General features: G+C 74.0%; 20 protein-coding genes. 8 read left to right on the top strand and 12 right to left on the bottom strand.

Going from position 1 to position 18,570, the window contains the following annotated elements:
- The first annotated feature begins 68 nt into the window (after window positions 1–68).
- Window positions 69–452: a VOC family protein gene (locus ACSQ2D_RS03125; RefSeq protein ID WP_435984568.1), complete on the top strand. Its 384-nt coding sequence runs from the start codon at window positions 69–71 to the stop codon at window positions 450–452.
- A gap of 21 nt (window positions 453–473) precedes the next feature.
- On the opposite strand, the gene ACSQ2D_RS03130 is transcribed toward ACSQ2D_RS03125, so the two are convergent.
- Genes ACSQ2D_RS03130 through ACSQ2D_RS03140 form a run of 3 tightly spaced genes read right to left on the bottom strand, consistent with a single transcriptional unit; the run spans window position 474 to window position 3,250 of the window.
- A complete protein-coding gene (locus tag ACSQ2D_RS03130; RefSeq protein ID WP_435984569.1) occupies window positions 474–1,172 on the bottom strand; it encodes a TetR/AcrR family transcriptional regulator in 699 nt (232 codons plus the stop codon).
- Window positions 1,173–1,206: 34 nt separating this feature from the next.
- On the bottom strand, window positions 1,207–2,265 hold the full coding sequence (locus ACSQ2D_RS03135) for a glycerophosphodiester phosphodiesterase family protein (RefSeq protein WP_435984570.1): 1,059 nt from the start codon (window positions 2,263–2,265) through the stop codon (window positions 1,207–1,209).
- Between the two features lie 4 nt (window positions 2,266–2,269).
- Window positions 2,270–3,250, bottom strand: coding sequence for an L-lactate dehydrogenase (locus tag ACSQ2D_RS03140; protein ID WP_435984571.1), 981 nt, complete (start codon window positions 3,248–3,250; stop codon window positions 2,270–2,272).
- A 55-nt stretch (window positions 3,251–3,305) separates the two neighbouring features.
- On the opposite strand from ACSQ2D_RS03140, the gene ACSQ2D_RS03145 reads away from it, so the two are divergent.
- Window positions 3,306–3,788, top strand: a complete 483-nt coding sequence (locus ACSQ2D_RS03145; protein WP_435984572.1) for an AAA family ATPase — start codon at window positions 3,306–3,308, stop codon at window positions 3,786–3,788.
- Window positions 3,789–3,832: 44 nt separating this feature from the next.
- Entirely contained in the window at window positions 3,833–4,591 is a 759-nt protein-coding gene (locus ACSQ2D_RS03150; protein WP_435984573.1) for a YqjF family protein, read from the top strand.
- 3 nt (window positions 4,592–4,594) lie between these two features.
- On the opposite strand, the gene ACSQ2D_RS03155 is transcribed toward ACSQ2D_RS03150, so the two are convergent.
- Complete coding sequence (locus ACSQ2D_RS03155) at window positions 4,595–5,983, bottom strand: aspartate aminotransferase family protein (protein WP_435984574.1); 1,389 nt, start codon at window positions 5,981–5,983, stop codon at window positions 4,595–4,597.
- Between the two features lie 152 nt (window positions 5,984–6,135).
- Here ACSQ2D_RS03155 and ACSQ2D_RS03160 point away from each other — a divergent pair, with 152 nt between their 5' ends.
- On the top strand, window positions 6,136–7,518 hold the full coding sequence (locus tag ACSQ2D_RS03160; protein ID WP_435984575.1) for an NAD(P)/FAD-dependent oxidoreductase: 1,383 nt from the start codon (window positions 6,136–6,138) through the stop codon (window positions 7,516–7,518).
- 142 nt (window positions 7,519–7,660) lie between these two features.
- On the opposite strand, the gene ACSQ2D_RS03165 is transcribed toward ACSQ2D_RS03160, so the two are convergent.
- The 5 genes from ACSQ2D_RS03165 to ACSQ2D_RS03185 all read right to left on the bottom strand — a co-directional run bounded on the left by ACSQ2D_RS03165 (window position 7,661) and on the right by ACSQ2D_RS03185 (window position 11,473).
- Complete coding sequence (locus ACSQ2D_RS03165; RefSeq protein ID WP_435984576.1) at window positions 7,661–8,482, bottom strand: 2-phosphosulfolactate phosphatase; 822 nt, start codon at window positions 8,480–8,482, stop codon at window positions 7,661–7,663.
- Between the two features lie 21 nt (window positions 8,483–8,503).
- On the bottom strand, window positions 8,504–9,307 hold the full coding sequence (locus ACSQ2D_RS03170; RefSeq protein ID WP_435984577.1) for a CAP domain-containing protein: 804 nt from the start codon (window positions 9,305–9,307) through the stop codon (window positions 8,504–8,506).
- Between the two features lie 69 nt (window positions 9,308–9,376).
- Window positions 9,377–9,790 carry an MmcQ/YjbR family DNA-binding protein gene (locus ACSQ2D_RS03175; RefSeq protein ID WP_435984578.1) on the bottom strand — a complete coding sequence of 138 codons (414 nt, stop codon included), beginning with the start codon at window positions 9,788–9,790 and terminating at the stop codon, window positions 9,377–9,379.
- 38 nt (window positions 9,791–9,828) lie between these two features.
- A complete protein-coding gene (locus ACSQ2D_RS03180; protein ID WP_435984579.1) occupies window positions 9,829–10,548 on the bottom strand; it encodes a DsbA family oxidoreductase in 720 nt (239 codons plus the stop codon).
- An 85-nt stretch (window positions 10,549–10,633) separates the two neighbouring features.
- Window positions 10,634–11,473 carry an alpha/beta fold hydrolase gene (locus ACSQ2D_RS03185; RefSeq protein ID WP_435984580.1) on the bottom strand — a complete coding sequence of 280 codons (840 nt, stop codon included), beginning with the start codon at window positions 11,471–11,473 and terminating at the stop codon, window positions 10,634–10,636.
- Window positions 11,474–11,610: 137 nt separating this feature from the next.
- On the opposite strand from ACSQ2D_RS03185, the gene ACSQ2D_RS03190 reads away from it, so the two are divergent.
- Window positions 11,611–13,311, top strand: coding sequence for an alpha/beta hydrolase (locus ACSQ2D_RS03190; protein WP_435984581.1), 1,701 nt, complete (start codon window positions 11,611–11,613; stop codon window positions 13,309–13,311).
- Window positions 13,312–13,343: 32 nt separating this feature from the next.
- The gene (locus ACSQ2D_RS03195) at window positions 13,344–13,994 is read left to right on the top strand and encodes a hypothetical protein (RefSeq protein WP_435984582.1); all 651 of its coding nucleotides are present in this window, start codon (window positions 13,344–13,346) and stop codon (window positions 13,992–13,994) included.
- On the opposite strand, the gene ACSQ2D_RS03200 is transcribed toward ACSQ2D_RS03195, so the two are convergent.
- From ACSQ2D_RS03200 to ACSQ2D_RS03210, 3 genes are read right to left on the bottom strand one after another with little or no spacing between them, the layout of a single operon-like run.
- Window positions 13,961–14,815 (bottom strand): DUF3626 domain-containing protein, encoded by an 855-nt coding sequence (locus ACSQ2D_RS03200; RefSeq protein ID WP_435984583.1) that lies wholly within the window; start codon window positions 14,813–14,815, stop codon window positions 13,961–13,963. The two genes, ACSQ2D_RS03195 and ACSQ2D_RS03200, sit on opposite strands and share 34 nt — an antisense overlap.
- A 3-nt stretch (window positions 14,816–14,818) precedes the next feature.
- Window positions 14,819–15,127: a zf-TFIIB domain-containing protein gene (locus ACSQ2D_RS03205; protein ID WP_435984584.1), complete on the bottom strand. Its 309-nt coding sequence runs from the start codon at window positions 15,125–15,127 to the stop codon at window positions 14,819–14,821.
- Between the two features lie 10 nt (window positions 15,128–15,137).
- Window positions 15,138–16,001 carry a phosphotransferase family protein gene (locus ACSQ2D_RS03210; RefSeq protein WP_435984585.1) on the bottom strand — a complete coding sequence of 288 codons (864 nt, stop codon included), beginning with the start codon at window positions 15,999–16,001 and terminating at the stop codon, window positions 15,138–15,140.
- A 35-nt stretch (window positions 16,002–16,036) separates the two neighbouring features.
- Here ACSQ2D_RS03210 and ACSQ2D_RS03215 point away from each other — a divergent pair, with 35 nt between their 5' ends.
- Both ACSQ2D_RS03215 and ACSQ2D_RS03220 read left to right on the top strand, forming a co-directional pair.
- Window positions 16,037–16,777 carry a dienelactone hydrolase family protein gene (locus tag ACSQ2D_RS03215; protein WP_435984586.1) on the top strand — a complete coding sequence of 247 codons (741 nt, stop codon included), beginning with the start codon at window positions 16,037–16,039 and terminating at the stop codon, window positions 16,775–16,777.
- An 88-nt stretch (window positions 16,778–16,865) separates the two neighbouring features.
- A complete protein-coding gene (locus tag ACSQ2D_RS03220; protein ID WP_435984587.1) occupies window positions 16,866–18,566 on the top strand; it encodes an alkaline phosphatase D family protein in 1,701 nt (566 codons plus the stop codon).
- Window positions 18,567–18,570: the final 4 nt, after the last annotated feature.

The raw sequence follows: 18,570 nt of genomic DNA on the forward strand, positions 1-18,570 counted from the left end.
GAACCGTCTCGGGAACGATTCCGTATGCCGTACGTTATTATCCGTACATCGTACGGAAAGAGGATCCCATGCCCGGCACCATCACCGACTTCGCCATCTCGCTCAACGTCCCCGACCCCGACGCGTCGGCCGCCTTCCTCATCGACCACTTCGGCCACGCCGTCCAGATGCGCGACGACGGGTTCGTCTCCCTCCGCCACCCCGCGGGCGGGTCGAACGTCGTCTTCCTGCGCACCGGCCTGCCCACGTTCAAGCCGGCGGAGGTGGCCGGATCCGCGGGCGACGGGCTGCTGCTCGCCTTCGTCGTCGACGACCTCGACGGCTGGCACGAGCGGCTCGTGTCGCAGGGGGTCGAGGTCGTCACCGCACCGGAGACCGAGCCGTGGGGCGAGCGCTTCGTGCAGTACCGCGACCCGAACGGTCTCGTCGTCCAGCTCGTCCAGTGGGTCTGACCCGGGACGGGGACCCGCGTCTCAGTCCGCGCCGTCGGAGAGGCCGAGGCCGAGGTCGACCATGCGGACCAGCCGCGGCGCGAGCTCGTCGACGGCCCCGGGCGGCAGGTCGCGCAGGGGCCCCTCGAGGGCGAGCATCGCCATGCCGTGGACGGCCGACCATGCAAGCAGCTCGGCGCCCGGCCGCTCGTCCTCGGACATGACGCCGGCGTCGACCATGGCGTCGAGGGAGTCGGCGAGCAGCTGGAAGGGAGTGCGTCCGCCGGCGCCGGCCGCGTCGGGGGAGGCGGCCCGGCTGAGGTCGACGGGCACGGCGAAGGCCGCGCGGAAGAGGCCCGGCTCGTCCATCGCGAACCGCAGGTAGCCGACGCCGACCGCCCGGAAGCGGGCGCGGGCCCGCTGACCCGCCTCGAGGTCGTGGGGGACGGCGTCCATCGTGGCGCTGATGACGTCCGCGGCCCGCGCCTGGGCGCGCGAGACGACCTCGCCGAGCAGCGCGTCCCGGTCGGCGAAGTGACGGTATGCCGCGTTGGCCGAGACCCCGACGCGGCGCGTCGCCTCCCGCAGGACGACCTTGTCGGGCCCGCCCTCGCGGGCGAGGTCGGTGCCGGCCTCGAGCAGGGCCCGGCGCAGGTCACCGTGGTGGTAGGTCGCCCGGGCCGGCGGCGCGCCCGAGGCGTCCGGTGCCGGCTCGGCGTCGAAGGCGGCGGGCGTGCTCACAGGCCCATCATGCTCCGGGCCGCCCCGGAGGGCCTCACCCGGCTGCGGGATGGGACGGGGGTGTCGCGAGGCCGCGCTGCGTCAGCACGGTGCGGAGCAGGTCGGGGCGGTTCGTGATGAGTCCGTCGACCCCGAGGTCGACGAGACGGCCCATGGCGTCCTCATCGTCGACGGTCCACGGCACGACGGAGAGGCCTGCGGCGTGCGCCGACCGGACGAGCGCCGCGTCGACGGGGAGGTCCTCCCTCGGTGAGAGGGCGACGACCCCCTCGATGCTCGAGGCGGCGCGCACGACGTCGCCGCCCACCTCGTCGACGTCGATGCCGCCCAACCATGGCGACGCACCGTCCTCGCCCAGCTCGAGCCGCTCGGGCGAGACGAGGGCGACGAGGCGGGCGCGTGGCGCGATGCGGTGGACCGCGGTGAGGCTCGCCCAGTCGAACGACTGGATCGTGGCCCGGTCGGCCAGACCGCCCTCGTCGAGCACCGCCCACACCTTCGCTGCGTACTCCTCGCGCGGCACGGTCAGCCCGAGGTCGTCCGCCTGCACCTTGATCTCGACGTTGAGCCCGACGTCGTCCGCGCCGCGCTCGCGCAGCAGGTCGACGACCTCGCGGAGCTCCGGCACCCTGGCGCCGGGGACGGCGCGCTGGTCGGGGAAGTCGGGCGCGGGCTGGTAGCCGCAGTCGAGGGTGCGCACCTGCGCGAGCGTCAGCAGCCGAAAAGGCTTGCCGGAGTAGGGAAACAGGTCGTCGGACGGCTTGGCCGGGGACGTGTCGCGGCACTTGTCGGGGTTGACCCGGTTGTCGTGGGCGACGACGACGGCGCCGTCGCGGGTGACCTGCGTGTCGAGCTCGAGGGTCGTGACGCCGAGGTCGAGCGCGCGCGAGAAGGCCGCCACGGTGTTCTCCGACGTCAGGGCCGCCCCGCCCCGGTGCGCCTGCAGGTCGAAGCTGCGGGCCAGCCTCGTCGGGGCGTCCGCAGGAGTGCCCCCGCCGCCCGAGCAGGCGACGAGGGCGACCAGGGCGAGGGCCATCCCGGTGCCGCGCGCCCACACGGCAGCCGGACGCGACCCCCGACGTGTGTCCGTCACGGCGTCAGAACCCGAAGCGCCGGGCCGTGGCGCGCACGGCGTCCGCGGACGCCCGCAGGCCCGACAGCTCGGCATCGGTCATCGGCACCTCGACCCGGTCGCCGACGCCACCGGCGTGGACGATGGCCGGCACCGACAGGCACACGTCGCTGATGCCGTAGTAGTCGTCGAGCAGCGACGAGACGGGCAGGATGCGGCGCTCGTCGTAGAGGACCGCCTCGATGATCCGCGTGGCGGCGAGGCCGATCGCGTAGTTCGTCGCGCCCTTGCCCTCGATGACGCGGTACGCCGACTGCACGACGTCGGTCGCGATGCGGTCGCGGGCCGCCTCGTCGAGGGCGATGCGTCCGTCGGACGTGCGCCACTGCAGGAGCGGCACCGAGCCGATCGACGCCGACGACCACAGCGGCAGCTCGGAGTCGCCGTGCTCGCCGATGACGTACGCGTGCACGCTCTGGGCCGCGACGCCCGTGTGCCCGGCGAGCAGGAAGCGCAGCCGTGACGAGTCGAGCACCGTGCCCGAGCCGAAGAGCCGCTCGGCCGGCAGCCCGGACACCTGGAGGGCGGCGTACGTCACGACGTCGACGGGGTTGGTGACCATGACGTGCACCGCGTCGGGAGCCACCTCGACGAGGCGCGGCAGGATCGCGCGCATGATGCCGATCGTCGACTCGGCGAGGTCGAGCCGCGACTGCCCCGGCTTCTGCTTGGCGCCCGCCGTGAAGACGATGACGTCGGAGTCGGCCAGCACCTCGACGTCGTCGGAGCCGTCGACGTGCGCCATCGGGACGAACTGGATGCCGTGGCTGAGGTCGAGCGCCTCGGCTCGCACCTTGGCGGTGTTGACGTCGAAGAGCGCGACGTTCTGGGCGACGCCACGCATCAACGCGGCATACGCCAGCGTGGCGCCGACGGCGCCCGCCCCGACGATCCCCAGCTTGGTCGTGCGCCGGCGGGTGCTGCCGGCCGGCTTCTCCACGGTCATGGTCGTCCTCCGTCGCTCGTGCACGTCGTCGCTGCGAGTGTGTCAGCCTGACGGCATGACTGGTGAGGGACCGCGGCTCGTCCTCGTCGTGGGGCTGCCCGGTGCGGGCAAGACGACGCTCGCGCGGCGTCTCGAGACCGAGCGCCCCGCCGTGCGGATGAGCCCCGACGAGTGGCTGCGCGACCTGCGCATCGACCCGCTCGACGGCACCTTCCGCGACCTGCTCGAGCACCGGCTCTGGGAGGAGACCCAGCGGCTGCTCCGGCTCGGGGTCAGCGTCGTGCTCGAGTACGGCCTGTGGGCCGAGGCCGAGCGCGAGGAGAAGCGCGTCGTGGCCCGGACCCTCGGCGTCGGCGTGGAGCTGCACGTGCTCGACCTCCCCGTCGACGAGCTCTGGGCCCGCATCGAGCGCCGCAACCGCGACGGCGCCCCGGGGTCGGTGCCGATCACGCGCGAGCAGCTCGACGCGTACCTGCCGTGGTGGCACGCCCCGTCCGACGAGGAGCGGTCGCGCTACGACGCACCCTCCGGGCCCTGACGCGTGTCGAGGGTCGGCGGCGCCCCACGTGTGACGATGGGGGTGTGGACCTGCCCGTGGATGCCGTCCCGTCGCTGGACGGCTACCCCGTGCAGCCCCCGCCGCTGCGACCGCCCGTCGTCTTCGACCAGGTCTGGCGCGACCTGACGTTCGTCCACTGGCCCGTCGACCCGGACTCGGTGCGCCACCTCTTCCCCGAGGGCACCCGCCCGGACGTCTTCGCCGACGGGCACACCTACGTCGCGCTCGTCCCCTTCGTCATGGACGGCATGCGGCTCGGCCGTGCCCCGTCGCCCCGCCTGCCCTGGCTCGGCAGCTTCCTCGAGACGAACATCCGGCTCTACTCGGTCGACGACGCCGGGCGTCACGGGGTGCTCTTCCGGTCGCTCGAGACCGAGCGGGCCCTCGTCGTCGTCGGCGCGCGCGCCGGCCTCGGGATCCCCTACACGTGGGCCCGGATGCGGCTGCGGCACGAGGGCGACCTCGTCAGCTACGCGAGCCGGCGACGGGCGCCCGCGCCCGGGCTGCGCAGCCTGCTCACCGTGCGCGTCGGTGAGCCGGTCGAGCCGACGCCGCTCGAGACCTGGCTCACGGCGCGCTGGGGCGCCCACACCCGCGTGGCCGGGCGCACGCTCTGGGTGCCCAACGAGCACGCGCCGTGGCCGTTGTACGCCGCCGAGGTCGTCGAGCTCGCCGACGACCTCCTCGGGGCGAGCGGTGTCACCCCCTCCGGCCCGCGGCTGCGGGCCCTGTGGTCACCCGGTGTCGCCACGCGGTTCGGTCGGCCGTCACGCGTGGCCTGAGCCTCAGCCGCCCGACGGACCCGCCGACGGACCCGCCGGCGCGAAGAGCTCGCGCAGGCACTCGCCGAACATCGTCGTGTGCGCCTCGACGTCGGCGGCGGTCGTCGCCGGGCTCATCAGCGCCATGTTGTGGAAGGGCGTTAGCAGGATCCCGCGGTTGAGGGCGTAGAGGTGGAGATACTGCTGCAGCTCGAAGTCGTCGGCGTCGTGCGCCTCCTGGCCGTCGTGCGACGGTCGGCCGGAGAAGTTGTACTCGGCCCGCGCGCCGAGCCGCGTCACGTGCCAGTCGGCACCGACCGCGTCGATGCCCGCCTGCACCCCGTCGGCCCAGGCGTCGGCGAGCGGCACCATGTGCGCGAAGGCCTCGGCCGTCATGACGTGCTCGAGCGTGGCCTTCATGGCCGCCATCGAGAGGCCGTTGCCGGCGAGCGTGCCGCCGATGCCGCCGACGTCGATGTCCTCGAGCTCGACCGAGCGGGCGATCCGGTCGGCGATGTCCCGGCTGAAACCGAAGGTGCCGCACGGGATGCCGCCACCGATGGACTTGCCGATGACGAGCAGGTCCGGCTCGAGGCCGTGGGCGCCGGTGTAGCCACCGGGGCCCGCACAGATCGTGTGGGTCTCGTCGTTGACGAGCAGCGCGCCGTAGCGCGTCGCGAGCTCGCGCACACCCTCGTTGTAGCCGGGGTCGGGCAGCACGATGCCGATGTTGGTCAGCGCCGGCTCGACGAGGATCGCCGCGACGTCCCCGTGGGCGAGGGCGCGCTCGAGGGCCTCGAGGTCGTTGAACTCGACGACGCGCGTCGTCTCCGACGTGTCGACCGGGGCGCCGATGTTGCTGCGCCGGTCGACCGTCGAGCCGTCGGGGCCCAGCGTCGCGAAGGCCTCGTCGACGGAGCCGTGGTAGCACCAGTTGTGCACGACGACCTTGCTGCGGCCGGTGAGGTGGCGGGCGTAGCGGATCGCGTGTCGGTTGGCGTCCGTGGCCGTCAGGGTGAACTGCCAGTAGGGCAGGCCGAAGCGCTCGGCGAGGCCGGTCGACACCGCGATAGCGTCCTCGGTGGGCAGCATCGTCGTGATCCCGCGGGACAGCTGGCGGGTCACGGCCTCGACCGTCGGCGCGGGGGAGTGCCCCATCATCGCACCGGTGTCGCCGAGGCAGAGGTCGACGTGGTCGATGCCGTCGACGCACGTGAAGTGGGCGCCCTCGGCGTGCTCGACGAAGACCGGGAAGTCACCCGGCCACTTGACCATCCAGCTCATCGGCACGCCCCCGGGCATGTGCGCGGCGGCCTGCTCGGCCAGCTCCCGGGACCGGGGCCGCGCCGCGGAGAAGGCGGCCCGCTCGCGGTCGTGCAGCTCGGCGAGCCGGGCGCGGTCGACGGTGCTCATGCCCGCATCATGCCCCCAGGAGCGACGCGGCGGAAGTGATTGCCCAAACCCCGCCAGGCCACGGATTCCGTAGGTGTTGGAAGGGGATTCAAGCGAAAAGGCACAGGTTCCCAGGGGTTGCGGCGAGCCCGGGAGGTGGCATGATCCCGGCCATGCCCCCGAGCGGTTACCGCGGCCTCAGCCTCTGGCACGACACGATCGACGACATCGAGCCGCGCCCCTCGCTCGACACCGACGTCGACGTGGACGTCGCGGTCGTCGGGGCCGGCTACACCGGACTGTGGACGGCATACCACCTCGTCACGGCCGACCCGACGATCCGGGTCGCCGTCATCGAGAAGGAGGTCGCCGGCTTCGGCGCCTCGGGCCGCAACGGCGGCTGGTGCTCGGCCCTGTTCCCCACCTCGCTCAAGCGGATGGCGGCCGAGCGCGGCCGGGAGGCGGCGGTGCGGATGCAGCACCTGCTCCACGACACGGTCGCCGACGTCGGACGGATCGCCGACGCCGAGGGCATCGACTGCCACTTCGACCAGGGCGGCTACCTCTCCGTCGCGCGCAACCCCGCCCAGCTCGAGCGGGTCCGTGAGGAGGTCGCCGACCACCGGGGGTGGGGCTTCGGTGAGGACGACCACCGGCTCCTCGACGCGCACGAGGTCACGGCGGTCGCCGGTGTCAGCGACGCGCTCGGCGGGTCGTTCACGCCGCACTGCGCGGCCATCCACCCGGCCCGGCTCGTCCGCGGGCTCGCCGACGCCGTCGAGCGGCGCGGCGTCGTCGTCCACGAACGCACGCCGGCCGTCGACGTGCGCAGCCACCGCGTCGTCACCCCGCACGGCACCGTGCGGGCCGAGCACGTCGTCCTCGCCACCGAGGGCTACACGCCGACCGTCGCCGGGCGCCGCCGGGCCATCGCGCCGATCTACTCGCTCATGACGGCGACCGAGCCGCTGCCCGACGACACCTGGGCGCAGATCGGCCTCGAGAAGCGCACGACCTTCGCCGACAATCGGCACCTGACGATCTACGGCCAGCGCACCCGCGACGGACGAATCGCCTTCGGGGGCAGGGGCGCTCCCTACCACTACGCCTCCAAGGTCTCCCCGCTCTACGACCGTGACGAGCGCGTCCACGCCGCCCTGCGCCGGATCCTGCTCGAGCTCTTCCCCGTCCTCGACGGGGTGACCTTCACGCACGCGTGGGGCGGCAACCTCGGCGTGCCGCGTGACTGGTTCCCGTCGGTGCGCCACGACCGCCACACCGGTCTGGCCTTCGCCGGGGGCTACGTCGGCGACGGCGTCGCGACGTCCGCGCTCGCCGGCCGCACACTGGCCGCGATGATCCGCGGCGACGACCCCGAGGGCCTGGCCACCCTGCCCTGGGCGGGGCGCACGTCTCGCGACTGGGAGCCCGAGCCGCTGCGCTGGCTCGGCGTCAACGCCGTCACCGCGCTCATGACCTCGGCCGACTGGTCGGAGCGGCGCACCGGTCGCCCGTCGCGCGCCGCGTCGGCCTTCTGGACGGCCCTCGGGCAGTAGTCCGGGTCGGCGCCGACCGACGACCGTCGGTCGGCCAGAACCCACCCGACCGGCGTGTCGTCCGGTGTGTCGCGCCGGGTCGGCGACCAACGGTCGTCCGTCTGCAGGCGCACGCCGTATGCCGTGTCGCCGGGGTGAGGGGTCAGCCGCGGTGTGCCGTGTAGGCGCCGTCCGTCAGCACCGGGACGACGGACGACGCGTCGAGCTCGGCCGCGACCGCCACGTCGTCCGGCCAGCCCTGCTCGACGAGCTCGCGTCCGCTCGCGCACGCGTGCAGGGCGTCGCCGATCCGGTCCTCCACGGCCAGCCAGGCCGCCCCCACGGCCTCGGCCTCGGGGCTGAGCAGCAGGGGCCCGCCCCGGTGCTCGAGGAGGCGGGCGAGGGCGGCGACGACCGCTCCGGCACCCCAGAGGTCCTCGACGGCCGGGCGCAGGGACCCGTCGGGCCAGCGCTCGCCCGCCGGAACGACGAGGACCGCAGGCTGCGACGCCGGCCCGTGTGACCGTCGCGACGCGTCGAGCCAGTCGACGAGCCACGCGGCCACCGCGGTGCGGTTGCGCAGCGAGGCCGCCACGACGTCGGCGCCCGCGCCCGCGAGCACGGCGGTGGTCGTCGAGCCGTTGGGCGAGGGCAGGACGAGGTCGGCGAGCGGTCCCGCCGCGCGGATCGAGGACGGCGACAGGCTGACGCCGCCCTCGACGCGGGTCTCCGACCGACCTCGGGCGAGCGTCGCGCCGAGCCCCTCGGCGAAGGCCGGGGCCGAGTCGTCCCTCCACCGGTAGGGGTGCACCCGGGTGCCCGCGTCGACGGCGACGGACACGCACGTCGTGAAGCTGAGGACGTCGACGACGACCGCGCACACGGGCGAACCCGCGGCGACGGCATACGCCGTCAGCTCCTCGGCGGCCCCGGGGCCCCAGTCGAGGCGGACGACGTGCCGGTCCTGCGCGTGCCACGGCTTCATGGCACCCAACCTACGGGTGGCTCAGCCGCCGAACGTCTGGGTCCAGTACGTGCCGTAGGAGCCGCCGGTCGCGTAGCCGACGCCGATGTCTCGGTAGCCGCAGTTGAGGATGTTCGTGCGGTGTCCGGGACTCGCCATCCAGCTGCGCACGACGTCCTTGGCGCTCGTCTGGCCGGCCGCGATGTTCTCGGCGATGGCGCCGCCGTCGTAGCCCGCGGCGCGGATCCGCTCGGCGAAGGTGACCCCGTCCGGGCTCGTGTGCGAGAAGTAGTCGCGCGCGGCCATGTCGTCGCTGTGGCCCTGGGCCGCACGACGGAGGGCGGCGTTCGCCGAGACCGGGCCGCAGCCGGCGCGGGACCGCTCGACGTTGACGAGGGCCACGACCTGCTGGGCGACGCCCGCCCGTGGCGGGGGCGCCGGCTTGGCGGTCGCCGTCGGGCTCGGCGTGCCCGTGGCCCCGGCCGCACCGGTCGACGCGGACGTCCCTGTCGGCTGCGGGACCGCGTCCCGGGTCGGATCCGGCACGGTGACGAGCGGTGCCGGCACGCGCGTGGTCAGTGACGGCTGTGGTGACGTCGTGGTCGTCGTCGGTGTCGTCGGTGCCGTCGAGGGGGTGCGACCCGGCTCGGTGGCGTCGTCGACGCGGTCGGTCGGGGTGACCGCCGGCACCGAGGGCGTGGACGGCGTCGACGGGTGGCCGGGACGCATCCCACCGGACTCGTGGAGGATCGCGACACCGCCGACGACGAGCAGCGCAGACACCGTCAGGGTCACCACGGCGGCCCGCCGCGATCCCAGGACCGCGGGGTCGGTGTGCCGTCCCATGTGCGCCTTTCGTCGTCCAGCGAGCGGTACCTTACGCGCCCCGCAGGCGCGTGTGGCCGAGGGGCGGGGTCACGACCCGGAGGTGTCGAGCTCGCGCACGAGGCGGGCCGGGGCCGTCAGGCGGTAGGAGGCGTCGACGAGCTCGCCCACCTCCTGCCAGTCGACCTCCTCCGGCGAGCCGCACGCGCGCAGGTCGAGACCCACCCAGCCGGAGGGGCCGAGGTAGGCCGGGTCGTAGAAGCGCCCGTCACCGAGGAGCGCCGGGCGCTCGGCGGCGTCCGGGAGGACGAGGACCGACTGGCGGTAGGGCTCCGGGTCGTGGTCGCCCCTGACCGTTCCGCCGTAGGTGACGAACACCTTCGTCGTGAAGAAGGTCGGGCGCCCGTGCGACACCTTCTCGTCGGCGCCGGGCAGCGCGAGGCAGATGTCGCGGACCCGGGCGAGGTAGGGGTCCGCGCCGTCGAACATCAGGGGGTGGGCCACCCGACCACGGTAGGGCCGCGGGGCCCGTCAGGTGCGCCTCAGGCGCCGCAGACTCCGCCGCAGCCACCTGCGCCGCAGCCTCCGCCGCACCCACCGCCGACGGCGACGGGCTCCGGCACCTCGTGCCGGGTCGACCACGCGGTCTCGAGGGCCTGGGTGAAGACCTCGACGGGCTGGGCGCCGGAGACGCCGTACTTGCGGTCGAAGACGAAGAAGGGGACCGACTCGATGCCGAGCATCTTGGCCGTGGCCTCGTCGCTGCGCACGTGGTTGCCGTAGTCCTCCGACTCGAGCATCGCGCGCACGGTGCCCTCGTCGAGCCCGATCTCGGTCGCGAGCCGCACGAGCACGTCGCGGTCCCCGACCGCGAGGCCGTCGGTGAAGTAGGCGCGCATGAGGCGTTCGTGGGCGGTGTCGGCGAGGCCCTGCTCGGCGGCGAGGTGGACGACCCGGTGGGCGTCGAAGGTGTTGCCGTAGCGGGCCTGCTCCCAGTTGAACGCGAGGCCCAGCTCGGTGGCCGCGGCCGCCATGGACCGGTGCTGCGCGACGGCCTGCTCGCGCGTCGTGCCGTACTTCGCGGCGACGAGGTCGACGAGCGCGACGTCCGACACCGGCTCGGCGCCGCGGTCGAGCTCGAAGCTGTGCCACGTCACCTCGACCTCGTCGGCGTGCTCGAACTGCGCGAGCGCGCCCTCGAGGCGGCGCTTGCCGAGGTAGCAGAACGGGCACACGATGTCGGACCAGATGTCGATCTTCACGGTCGTGCAACCTACCCGCGCTCGCCGGTGTTCCCCGCATCGGGCGAGGTGTCCGTCACCCTCCGGGTGAGGGGGCGTATGCCGTTCAGCCGGCTCGTGCGACCCGGTGCAGGATCGCCGCGGCGGACTCGGCGTCGCGGGTCTCGGGCAGCCAGTGCCCCGCGTCGAGCTCGACGAGCTCGTAGTCGCCCGTCACGTGCTCGCGGGTCAGCTCGGCCGCGGTCCGGCCGAGGAACGGGTCGCGCGAGCCCCAGACGTAGGTCGTCGGCACCTCGACGCGGTGCGCCCCGACGCCGGAGTGCCGGGCGGCGCGGTACCAGTTGACCGGCCCCGTGAGCGCGTCCGCGTGGGCCAGCCGGACGGCATACCTGCTCCGGTCGGCGGCCGGGAGGCCCGAGCGGGCCATGAGGCGGTCGAAACGGGCGGCGAGGGCCCGCTCGGGCAGGCGCGGGACCTGGAAGGCAGCCATGTACCAGGACTTGCGCTTCTGCTCGGTGCCGGTGCGCCAGGCCCGCGACATGGCGGCGGGGTGCGGCGTCGACAGGACGGTCAGCGAGGCGATGCGCGTCGGGTGGTTGCCCGCGACGAGCCACGCGAGGGCGCCACCCCAGTCGTGGCCGACGAGGTGGACCCGCTCGCGCCCGGAGGCCTCGACGAGTCCGAGGACGTCGGCGACGAGCTCGTCGAGACGGTAGGCGTCCCGGTCGGGCGGGCAGGCCGTGGGGGAGTAGCCGCGCTGGTCCGGGGCCAGGGTGCGCAGGCCCGCCTCGTGCAGGCGGGCGGCCACGCGGTCCCAGCTCGTGCGGTCGGTCGGGAAGCCGTGGAGCAGCACGACGACGTCACCGTCCAGGGGCCCGGCGTCGGTCACGTCGAAGCGCAGCCCGTCGCGGCTGAAGGTCGTGATCCGGCTCTCGAGGTCGCGCATGTCCCCAATCGTGCCCGGGCGGGACGACGAGCGCCCGGGAGGGCGCCGCGAGGGTGCCTGGAGGGTGCCGGGTCAGGGTCGTCACCTAGGGGCGAAACCCGAGGCGGCGCGGCACCGGTGCGACCTACTGTGGAGCCATGCCCGACGTGTCCGACCAGCGCATCCACCCCGGCGCGGGCCGCGCCTGGTGGCACGTGTCGCGCACCGGGCTCTTCTTCGGTGCCGCCTACTTCCTCACGTCGATGGCCCCGAGCCTGCTGCCGCGCACGTGGTACTACCAGGGCCTCATCAGCGGGCTGTGCGCCGTCGCCGGCTACGCGCTGGGCGTGTTCGTCGCGTGGGTCGTGCGCCGCGTCGCCCGCCTCATCGACCTGCGCGTCACGGTGAGCGGCGAGGCCCGGCACTGGCTGCTCGTCGCCGCGCCGGTCTTCGGGGCCGTGGCGGTCCTCGGCCTGACCGTCGCCAACGTGCGCTCGCAGGCGCGCACGGCGGCGTTCGTCCAGCTCACGCCCCTCGACCCGCTCGACTGGGCCCTCGCGCTCGCGCTCGCGGCGGTCGTGGCCGTCCTCTTCCTCGCGGTGGCGCGGGGTCTGCGCGGGGCGACCCACCAGCTCGCCGAGGCGGCCGGCCACGTGCTGCCCAAGACGATCGCCACCGTCATCGCCGTCGTCGTCGTGGCCCTCGCGACGGCGTGGGTGACCGACAGCGTCCTCTTCCACCGTGGCATGCAGGCCTTCGCGGGCGTCGCGGCGCAGGTCAACACCGCGCCGACCGGTCGTGCCGCCCCGACGTCGCCGCTGCGGTCCGGCAGCCCGGCCTCGCTCGAGCCGTGGGACAGCCTCGGCTTCCAGGGCCAGATGTTCGTCACGAGCGCGCCGACGGCCGCGCAGATCTCCGCCGCGACCGACCGCGGCGCGATCGAGCCGATCCGCGTCTACGCCGGGCGCACGCCGGACCGCTCGGTCGCCGACGTCGCCGACGCCGTCGTCGCGGAGCTGCAGCGCACCAAGGCCTTCAACCGTCAGGTGCTCGCGGTCTTCACGACGACGGGCACCGGCTGGGTCGACGACTGGTCGGCCCAGTCCGTCGAGTACCTCAGCAACGGCGACAGCGCGATCGCCGCGATGCAGTACTCCTACCTGCCCAGCGCGATGTCGATGATGACCGACCGCGACACCCCGCGCGAGGCGGGCAAGGCGCTCTTCGACAAGGTGTATGCCGTGTGGCGCACGCTGCCGGCCGACGACCGTCCGCAGCTCGTCGTCGGCGGGGAGTCGCTCGGGTCCTACGGCGGTCAGGCGGCGTTCGCCGACGCCGACGACATGCTCGCGCGCGCCCAGGGCGGGGTCTGGGTGGGCACCCCCAGCTTCACCGACATCGCGGCCTCGCTGACGGCCCGGCGCAACGAGGGGTCGCCCGAGATCGTGCCGGTCGTCGACGCGGGCCTGCACATCCGATTCGCGGCGAGCGGCGACCAGCTGACCCACGACTACTACGGCCGCGACTACGGCACGTGGGACTTCCCGCGCTTCGTCTACGCCCAGCACGCGTCCGACCCCGTCGTCTGGTGGAACCCGGCCCTGCTCGGCGCCGAGCCGGACTGGCTGCGCGAGCCGCGGGGACGCGACGTCAACCCCGACGTCACGTGGATCCCCTTCGTGACGTTCTGGCAGCTGACCACCGACATGGCCGTCGGCCACGACCCGCCCGACGGCTACGGCCACCGCTACGGTCCCGAGCTCGTCCCGGCCTGGGGGTCGGTGCTCGGCGGGTCGCCCACCGACGACTACTCGCGGCTCGTCGCCGGCATCGAGGAGACCGTCAGCCGGGTCGAGTGAGCGGGCGGTTGCGGCTGACCTACGCTCGGGACGTGCCAGCGCAGCGTTTCCACGGGCAGATCGCCGGCGTCGGCTCCGCGTCCGGCGTCCGGGTCGTCGTGGGCTCGTGGCTGCGCACGCCGCTCGGGTCGTTCGGCGACGCCATGGTCGAGACGGCCGGCGGGCGCCGGGTGCTCATCGCGCCGAGCCCGGAGGTCGCGGAATTCATCAGGGCGACGTACGTCTTCGACGAGGTGCGCCTCGAGCCGATCGCCGTGCGCGCCGACCGGGAGGGCTGGCAGGTCACCTCGCCGTCCCTGTCGCTCGACCTCACGGTCGGAGGGCGTATGCCGCTCGGCCGGCTCCTGCGGGCCGTGCCCTCGCGCGTCGCGGCCAGTCCCCGGTGGGCGACGCTCATCGACCCCGTCGCCCGGGCCGTCCTGCGCGGTGTCCGGACCCGCGGCACGGCGCTCGAGGGCCGGCAGGAGTTCTACGGCGCGACCGACCTCCACGTCGTGACGGCGATCGAGGGTCGCTTCGAGGGCGTGGCGCTGGGGTCGCTCGCGCCCGTCGACCCGCCCTGTCGGTTCGGCTTCTCGTCGACGCCTCGCTGCCCCTCGGTGACGACGGTCGTGACGACCGTCGTCACCGCCGACGGTGCGAGCACCCCTCAGGCAGAGACGGATCCGAACCGCGCGACATAGTGCCAGACGCGCTTGAGGGCCTGCTCGTCGTGCCGTCCAGCGCGCGAGGCCGCACCGATGACCTGAGGCGTGACGACGCCGTCGACGGCGAGCGACTCACCGAGAGCGACGAACTCGGGGCCGCGGTAGCCGGGGTGGGCGCGGAGGGTCGCGACGTCGAGCCGGTAGCCCGGGTGCCACTCGACGGGCACGCCGAGCCCGAGCGCGTCGGCCTCGACGTCGGTGCCGCGATAGCCCGGGTCGAGCACGAGCGCCTCGACGTCACGGGCGAGGTCGACGACGCCGTGCACGTGCGCCTCGACGTAGTCGTCGAGGAGGTCGTGGTCGGCGGCCTCGGCACGCTCACCGAGCGCGAAAGCCGTTGCGGTGCCGAAGTGCTCGGGCTCGAAGACGCTGTCCGGGAAGCAGAACGTCGTCCGCTCGAGCGTGTGCGCCGCCAGCCGCACGTGGGCCGACCCGAAGCGGGGCGCCGCGCCGTACGGCCGACGGTGCAGGTCGACGGCGCCGTACTTCGGGCGCAGGGCCGGCTCGGTGTCGTCGTAGGCGCCGCCGAAGATCCGGCTCTCCCACCGCCACCGGTCACCGCCCGGGTGGGCCGTCAGCCCACCGTTGCTCGTGCCGGTCTCGAACTGGGAGCGGTAGACGCCGTCGCGGGCCATGACGGCGAGGATCGGCTCGCCGCGCACGAGCCGGTCCGGGTGGAAGTTCAGGGTGACGCGCAGCGCCGGGTCGAGCGCCGGCCCGGCCGAGAGCCCGCGCACGTGCGCGAGCGCCCGGCGGACGGCATACGGCTGCCCGTCCGGCTCGTCGGTCGGACCCACCGGTCAGCTCGAGAAGAAGAGGCCGGCCATGCCCTTCTTGCGGTAGTGCTTGCCGCCGCGGTTGCCCCAGCTCGGTCCGCCGTACTGCTGGGGCGGCGGCTGGGCGACGAAGCGGCTCTCGAGCTGGCTCAGGTGCTCGAACTCGCCGAAGTCGAGGAAGATCCCGCGGCACTGGTCGCACTGCTCGACGTGCACGCCGTTGCGGTCGTAGGTGCGCATCGCGCCGCGGCACTTCGGGCACACGAAGCCCTGCGGCTGGTAGGCGGCACCGGTCGAGTCCTGGTGCGGGAACGGGGGCGGTTGCTGGCTCATGACCCCATCCTCACATCCGGGCACACGCCTCCAACAGGGCGTCCGCTGGGTCCGTGCTGTGAGCCGGCTGGACGACGAGGGGGCGGACCGCAGCGACGAAGACCGCGCAGCGGGCGGGCAGGTCGAGGTGCGGCCACGGGTCGCCGTCTCCCGGGACGGCGGTCCCGCCGGCCTCGCGGTAGGCCCCGAGGAAGCCTTCCCACGCGGCGTCCTCGAGTGCCCCGGCGGCCCAGAACCCGGCGGGCCGGCCCAGGTCCCAGGCCGGGTCGCCGGTCCCGAGGTCGTCGACGTCGAGCAGGCGCAGTCCGTCCTCGGTGCGGGCCAGCTGGCCGAGGTGCCAGTCGCCGTGGACGACCTCGCGGCGCACGGTGGACGTCGCCACCTCGTCGAGCAGCCGGGTGCCGAGCCGCCCGAGCATCTGGGCCGCCGGGTGGTCCAGGCCGCGCACCCGGGTCAGGGCGCGAGCCACGCGGGCCGGACCTCCCTGTGCGGGAAGCTGTCCGACGGACGCGTGGTCCGTGCGGTGCAGTTCGGCGAGCAGCGCCCCGGCCGCGACCCACGGCAGGTCCGGGTCGGCCTCGGTGAGCACCTCGACGCGCGGCCACACCGTCGCGAGCCGGCCGTCCGGGGCCCGGCGCGGCAGGGCCTCGAGGGGCTGCACCCACACGGCGGGGCCGGCCCGGCGCGCGACGGCGCCGAGCCGCGCCCCGAGCTCGGCGGCATCCGTCCTCGGGTGGTGGAGCTTGACGACGACGTCCCCGACGACGGCCAGCTCGGCGCCCGACGGCGTGGTCCGGCGCACGACGTCCGCCGCCCGCTGGCCGACGCCGGCGGCGAGCCGGGTCAGCCAGGCGGTGGTCGGCTCGTCGGTCACCACCCGATTGTCGCCGCAGGGGGTAGGAATGGTGCATGGGCACGATGATCGACCTCCCCGAGCACGACCTCACCGCCTACCGCGCCGACCCGACCGGGACGCCACGCGGCGCCGTGGTCGTCATCCAGGAGATCTGGGGACTGGCCGACCACATCAAGGACGTCACCGACCGCGTCGCCGCGCAGGGCTACGTCGCGGTCGCGCCCGACCTGCTCGGCCACGTCGGGCTGACGCCGGAGGTGGGTGCACGGATCGTCGAGCTGATGTCCAGCGCCTCCGAGGAGGACCGGATCGCGGCGCAGCCGCAGATGCGCGCGGCCACGACCCCGGCGCGGCAGCCGGAGTTCGCGGCGTGGGCGGTGCCGGCCCTGCGCGCCGTCGTCGACACGCTCGTCGACGAGCCGGGCGTCGACGGCCGGGTGGGCGTCGTCGGCTTCTGCTTCGGCGGGACGTACGCCTTCGCCCTCGCGGCTGCCGACCCGCGGCTGCGTGCGGCGGTCCCGTTCTACGGCACCTTCCCCGAGAACGCCGACCCCGCGACGATCGGGTGCCCCGTCCTCGCCCTGTACGGCGAGGACGACCACGGCATCACCGACGGTGTCCCCGAGCTCGAGTCGCGCATGCAGCAGGCCGGCGTCGACTTCTCGGCGCGGGTCTACCACGGCGTCGGGCACGCCTTCTTCAACGACACCTCGCCGTCGAGGTACAACGCCGACGTCGCCGCCGACGCGTGGGACCGGATGCTCGCCTTCTTCGCCGAGCACGTGTCGTCGTGACGTCGACGAGGCGTGTGCCGCGCCCCTGCACCGGGTTCTCACAGGCGTTTTCGTCCCCGGGTGCGCCCGGGTGGGGCAATGCTGGGGCATGACCGAATCCGACTCCGCCCACGACCCCGCCGGGTCGCTCGTCCTCGGCCCGATGCTGCGCTACATCGGCGAGACCGACGCGACCGTGTGGGTCGAGACGTCCGGTCCGGGGCTCGTCACGGTGCACGCCGACGGGCGTGACTGGACGGCACCGACCTTCACCGTCAAGGGCCACCACTACGCCCTCGTGGTCGTCGACGCGCTCGAGCCGGGCGGGTCCTGGGACTACGCCGTCAGCATCGACGACACCCCGGTCTGGCCGGAGCCCGACAGCGCCTTCCCGCCACCGCGCATCCGCACCATCGACCGCGGCCGGCCGACCCGGCTGCTCTTCGGCTCGTGCCGCACCACCGTGCCGCACGACCGGGAGGGCCACCGCACCAACGGCGTCGACGCACTGCGCACCCTTGCTCTGGCGCTGGCCAGGGGCGAGGAGGAGTGGCCCGACCTCGTCGCCTTCCTCGGCGACCAGGTCTACGCCGACGAGACGTCCGAGGCGATGCGCGCGTTCATCGCCGCCCGCCGCGACATCACCGAGCCGCCCGGCGAGGAGATCAAGGACTACGAGGAGTACGCCCACCTCTACCGGCTCGCGTGGGGCGACGCGGCGAACCGCTGGCTGCTGTCGACGGTGCCGAGCTGCATGATCTTCGACGACCACGACATCCGCGACGACTGGAACACGTCGTGGACCTGGCACGAGGAGATCAACCGCACCCCGTGGTGGCACGAGAGGCTGATGGGCGGCCTCTCGTCGTACTGGGTCTACCAGCACATCGGCAACCTCTCGCCGTCCCAGCTCGCCGACGACGAGATCTACGCGCAGGTCCTCGCCGGCGCCGACGCCGCAGGGGAGGAGCTCGACCTGACCGAGCCCGTCTTCGACCTCGCCCGCCGCTCGGACCGCCACCCCGAGGTCTACCGCTGGAGCTTCCGGCGCGACCTCGGCGACGTCCGGCTCGTCGTCGTCGACTCCCGGGCCGCCCGGGTCCTCGAGCCGCAGCACCGGTCGATGCTCGACCCCGACGAGATGCGCTGGCTCGACGAGCAGCTGACCGGCGACGTCGAGCACCTGCTCATCGGCACGTCGCTGCCGTTCATGCTCCCGCCGGGCCTGCACGACCTCGAGGCCATCGACGAGGTGCTCGCCATGGGCACCCACGGGCGCCTCGTCGCCGAGGCCGCCGAGAAGGCACGGCAGTCCATCGACCTCGAGCACTGGGCCGCCTTCAACGACGGCTTCGTCGAGGTGTTCGACATGGTCATGGAGGTCGCGCGCGGAGAGCGCGGACCGGCACCGGCGAGCGTCGTCTTCCTCTCCGGCGACGTCCACAACTCCTACGTCGCGGAGGTCGTCGACGCGCGGACGCGTCACGGGGCGACGTCGAGGGTCGTCCAGGCCGTCTGCTCGCCGATCCGCAACCCGATGCCGCGGATGGTCCGGGTCATGATGTCGGCCTTCGCGCGGGGGCTCGTGCGGCCGATGCGGTTCGTCGCCGAGCACTCGAAACGCGTGCCGGACCCGGCCTACCCGTGGGCGGTCACCGACGGGCCGTGGTTCGACAACTGCCTCGCCGAGCTCACCGTCCAGGGTCGGGACCTCTCGATCGTCTGGCGCGGTGGCGAGGTCCGTGACGGCGACGACGCCCACCCCGTGCTGACCACGGTGTCGAGCGTGCGCCTCCCGGCGGCGGGCTGACGAG

The organism is Terrabacter sp. LjRoot27, from assembly GCF_964254175.1.
Lineage (GTDB): Bacteria > Actinomycetota > Actinomycetes > Actinomycetales > Dermatophilaceae > Terrabacter.

Coding starts and splice junctions, on each gene's coding strand:
- ACSQ2D_RS03125 (WP_435984568.1), top strand. CDS start 69: ATGCCCGGCACCATCACCGACTTCGCCATCTCGCTCAACGTCCCCGAC.
- ACSQ2D_RS03140 (WP_435984571.1), bottom strand. CDS start 3,250: ATGACCGTGGAGAAGCCGGCCGGCAGCACCCGCCGGCGCACGACCAAG.
- ACSQ2D_RS03145 (WP_435984572.1), top strand. CDS start 3,306: ATGACTGGTGAGGGACCGCGGCTCGTCCTCGTCGTGGGGCTGCCCGGT.
- ACSQ2D_RS03155 (WP_435984574.1), bottom strand. CDS start 5,983: ATGAGCACCGTCGACCGCGCCCGGCTCGCCGAGCTGCACGACCGCGAG.
- ACSQ2D_RS03160 (WP_435984575.1), top strand. CDS start 6,136: ATGCCCCCGAGCGGTTACCGCGGCCTCAGCCTCTGGCACGACACGATC.
- ACSQ2D_RS03165 (WP_435984576.1), bottom strand. CDS start 8,482: ATGAAGCCGTGGCACGCGCAGGACCGGCACGTCGTCCGCCTCGACTGG.
- ACSQ2D_RS03170 (WP_435984577.1), bottom strand. CDS start 9,307: ATGGGACGGCACACCGACCCCGCGGTCCTGGGATCGCGGCGGGCCGCC.
- ACSQ2D_RS03185 (WP_435984580.1), bottom strand. CDS start 11,473: ATGCGCGACCTCGAGAGCCGGATCACGACCTTCAGCCGCGACGGGCTG.
- ACSQ2D_RS03190 (WP_435984581.1), top strand. CDS start 11,611: ATGCCCGACGTGTCCGACCAGCGCATCCACCCCGGCGCGGGCCGCGCC.
- ACSQ2D_RS03205 (WP_435984584.1), bottom strand. CDS start 15,127: ATGAGCCAGCAACCGCCCCCGTTCCCGCACCAGGACTCGACCGGTGCC.
- ACSQ2D_RS03215 (WP_435984586.1), top strand. CDS start 16,037: ATGGGCACGATGATCGACCTCCCCGAGCACGACCTCACCGCCTACCGC.
- ACSQ2D_RS03220 (WP_435984587.1), top strand. CDS start 16,866: ATGACCGAATCCGACTCCGCCCACGACCCCGCCGGGTCGCTCGTCCTC.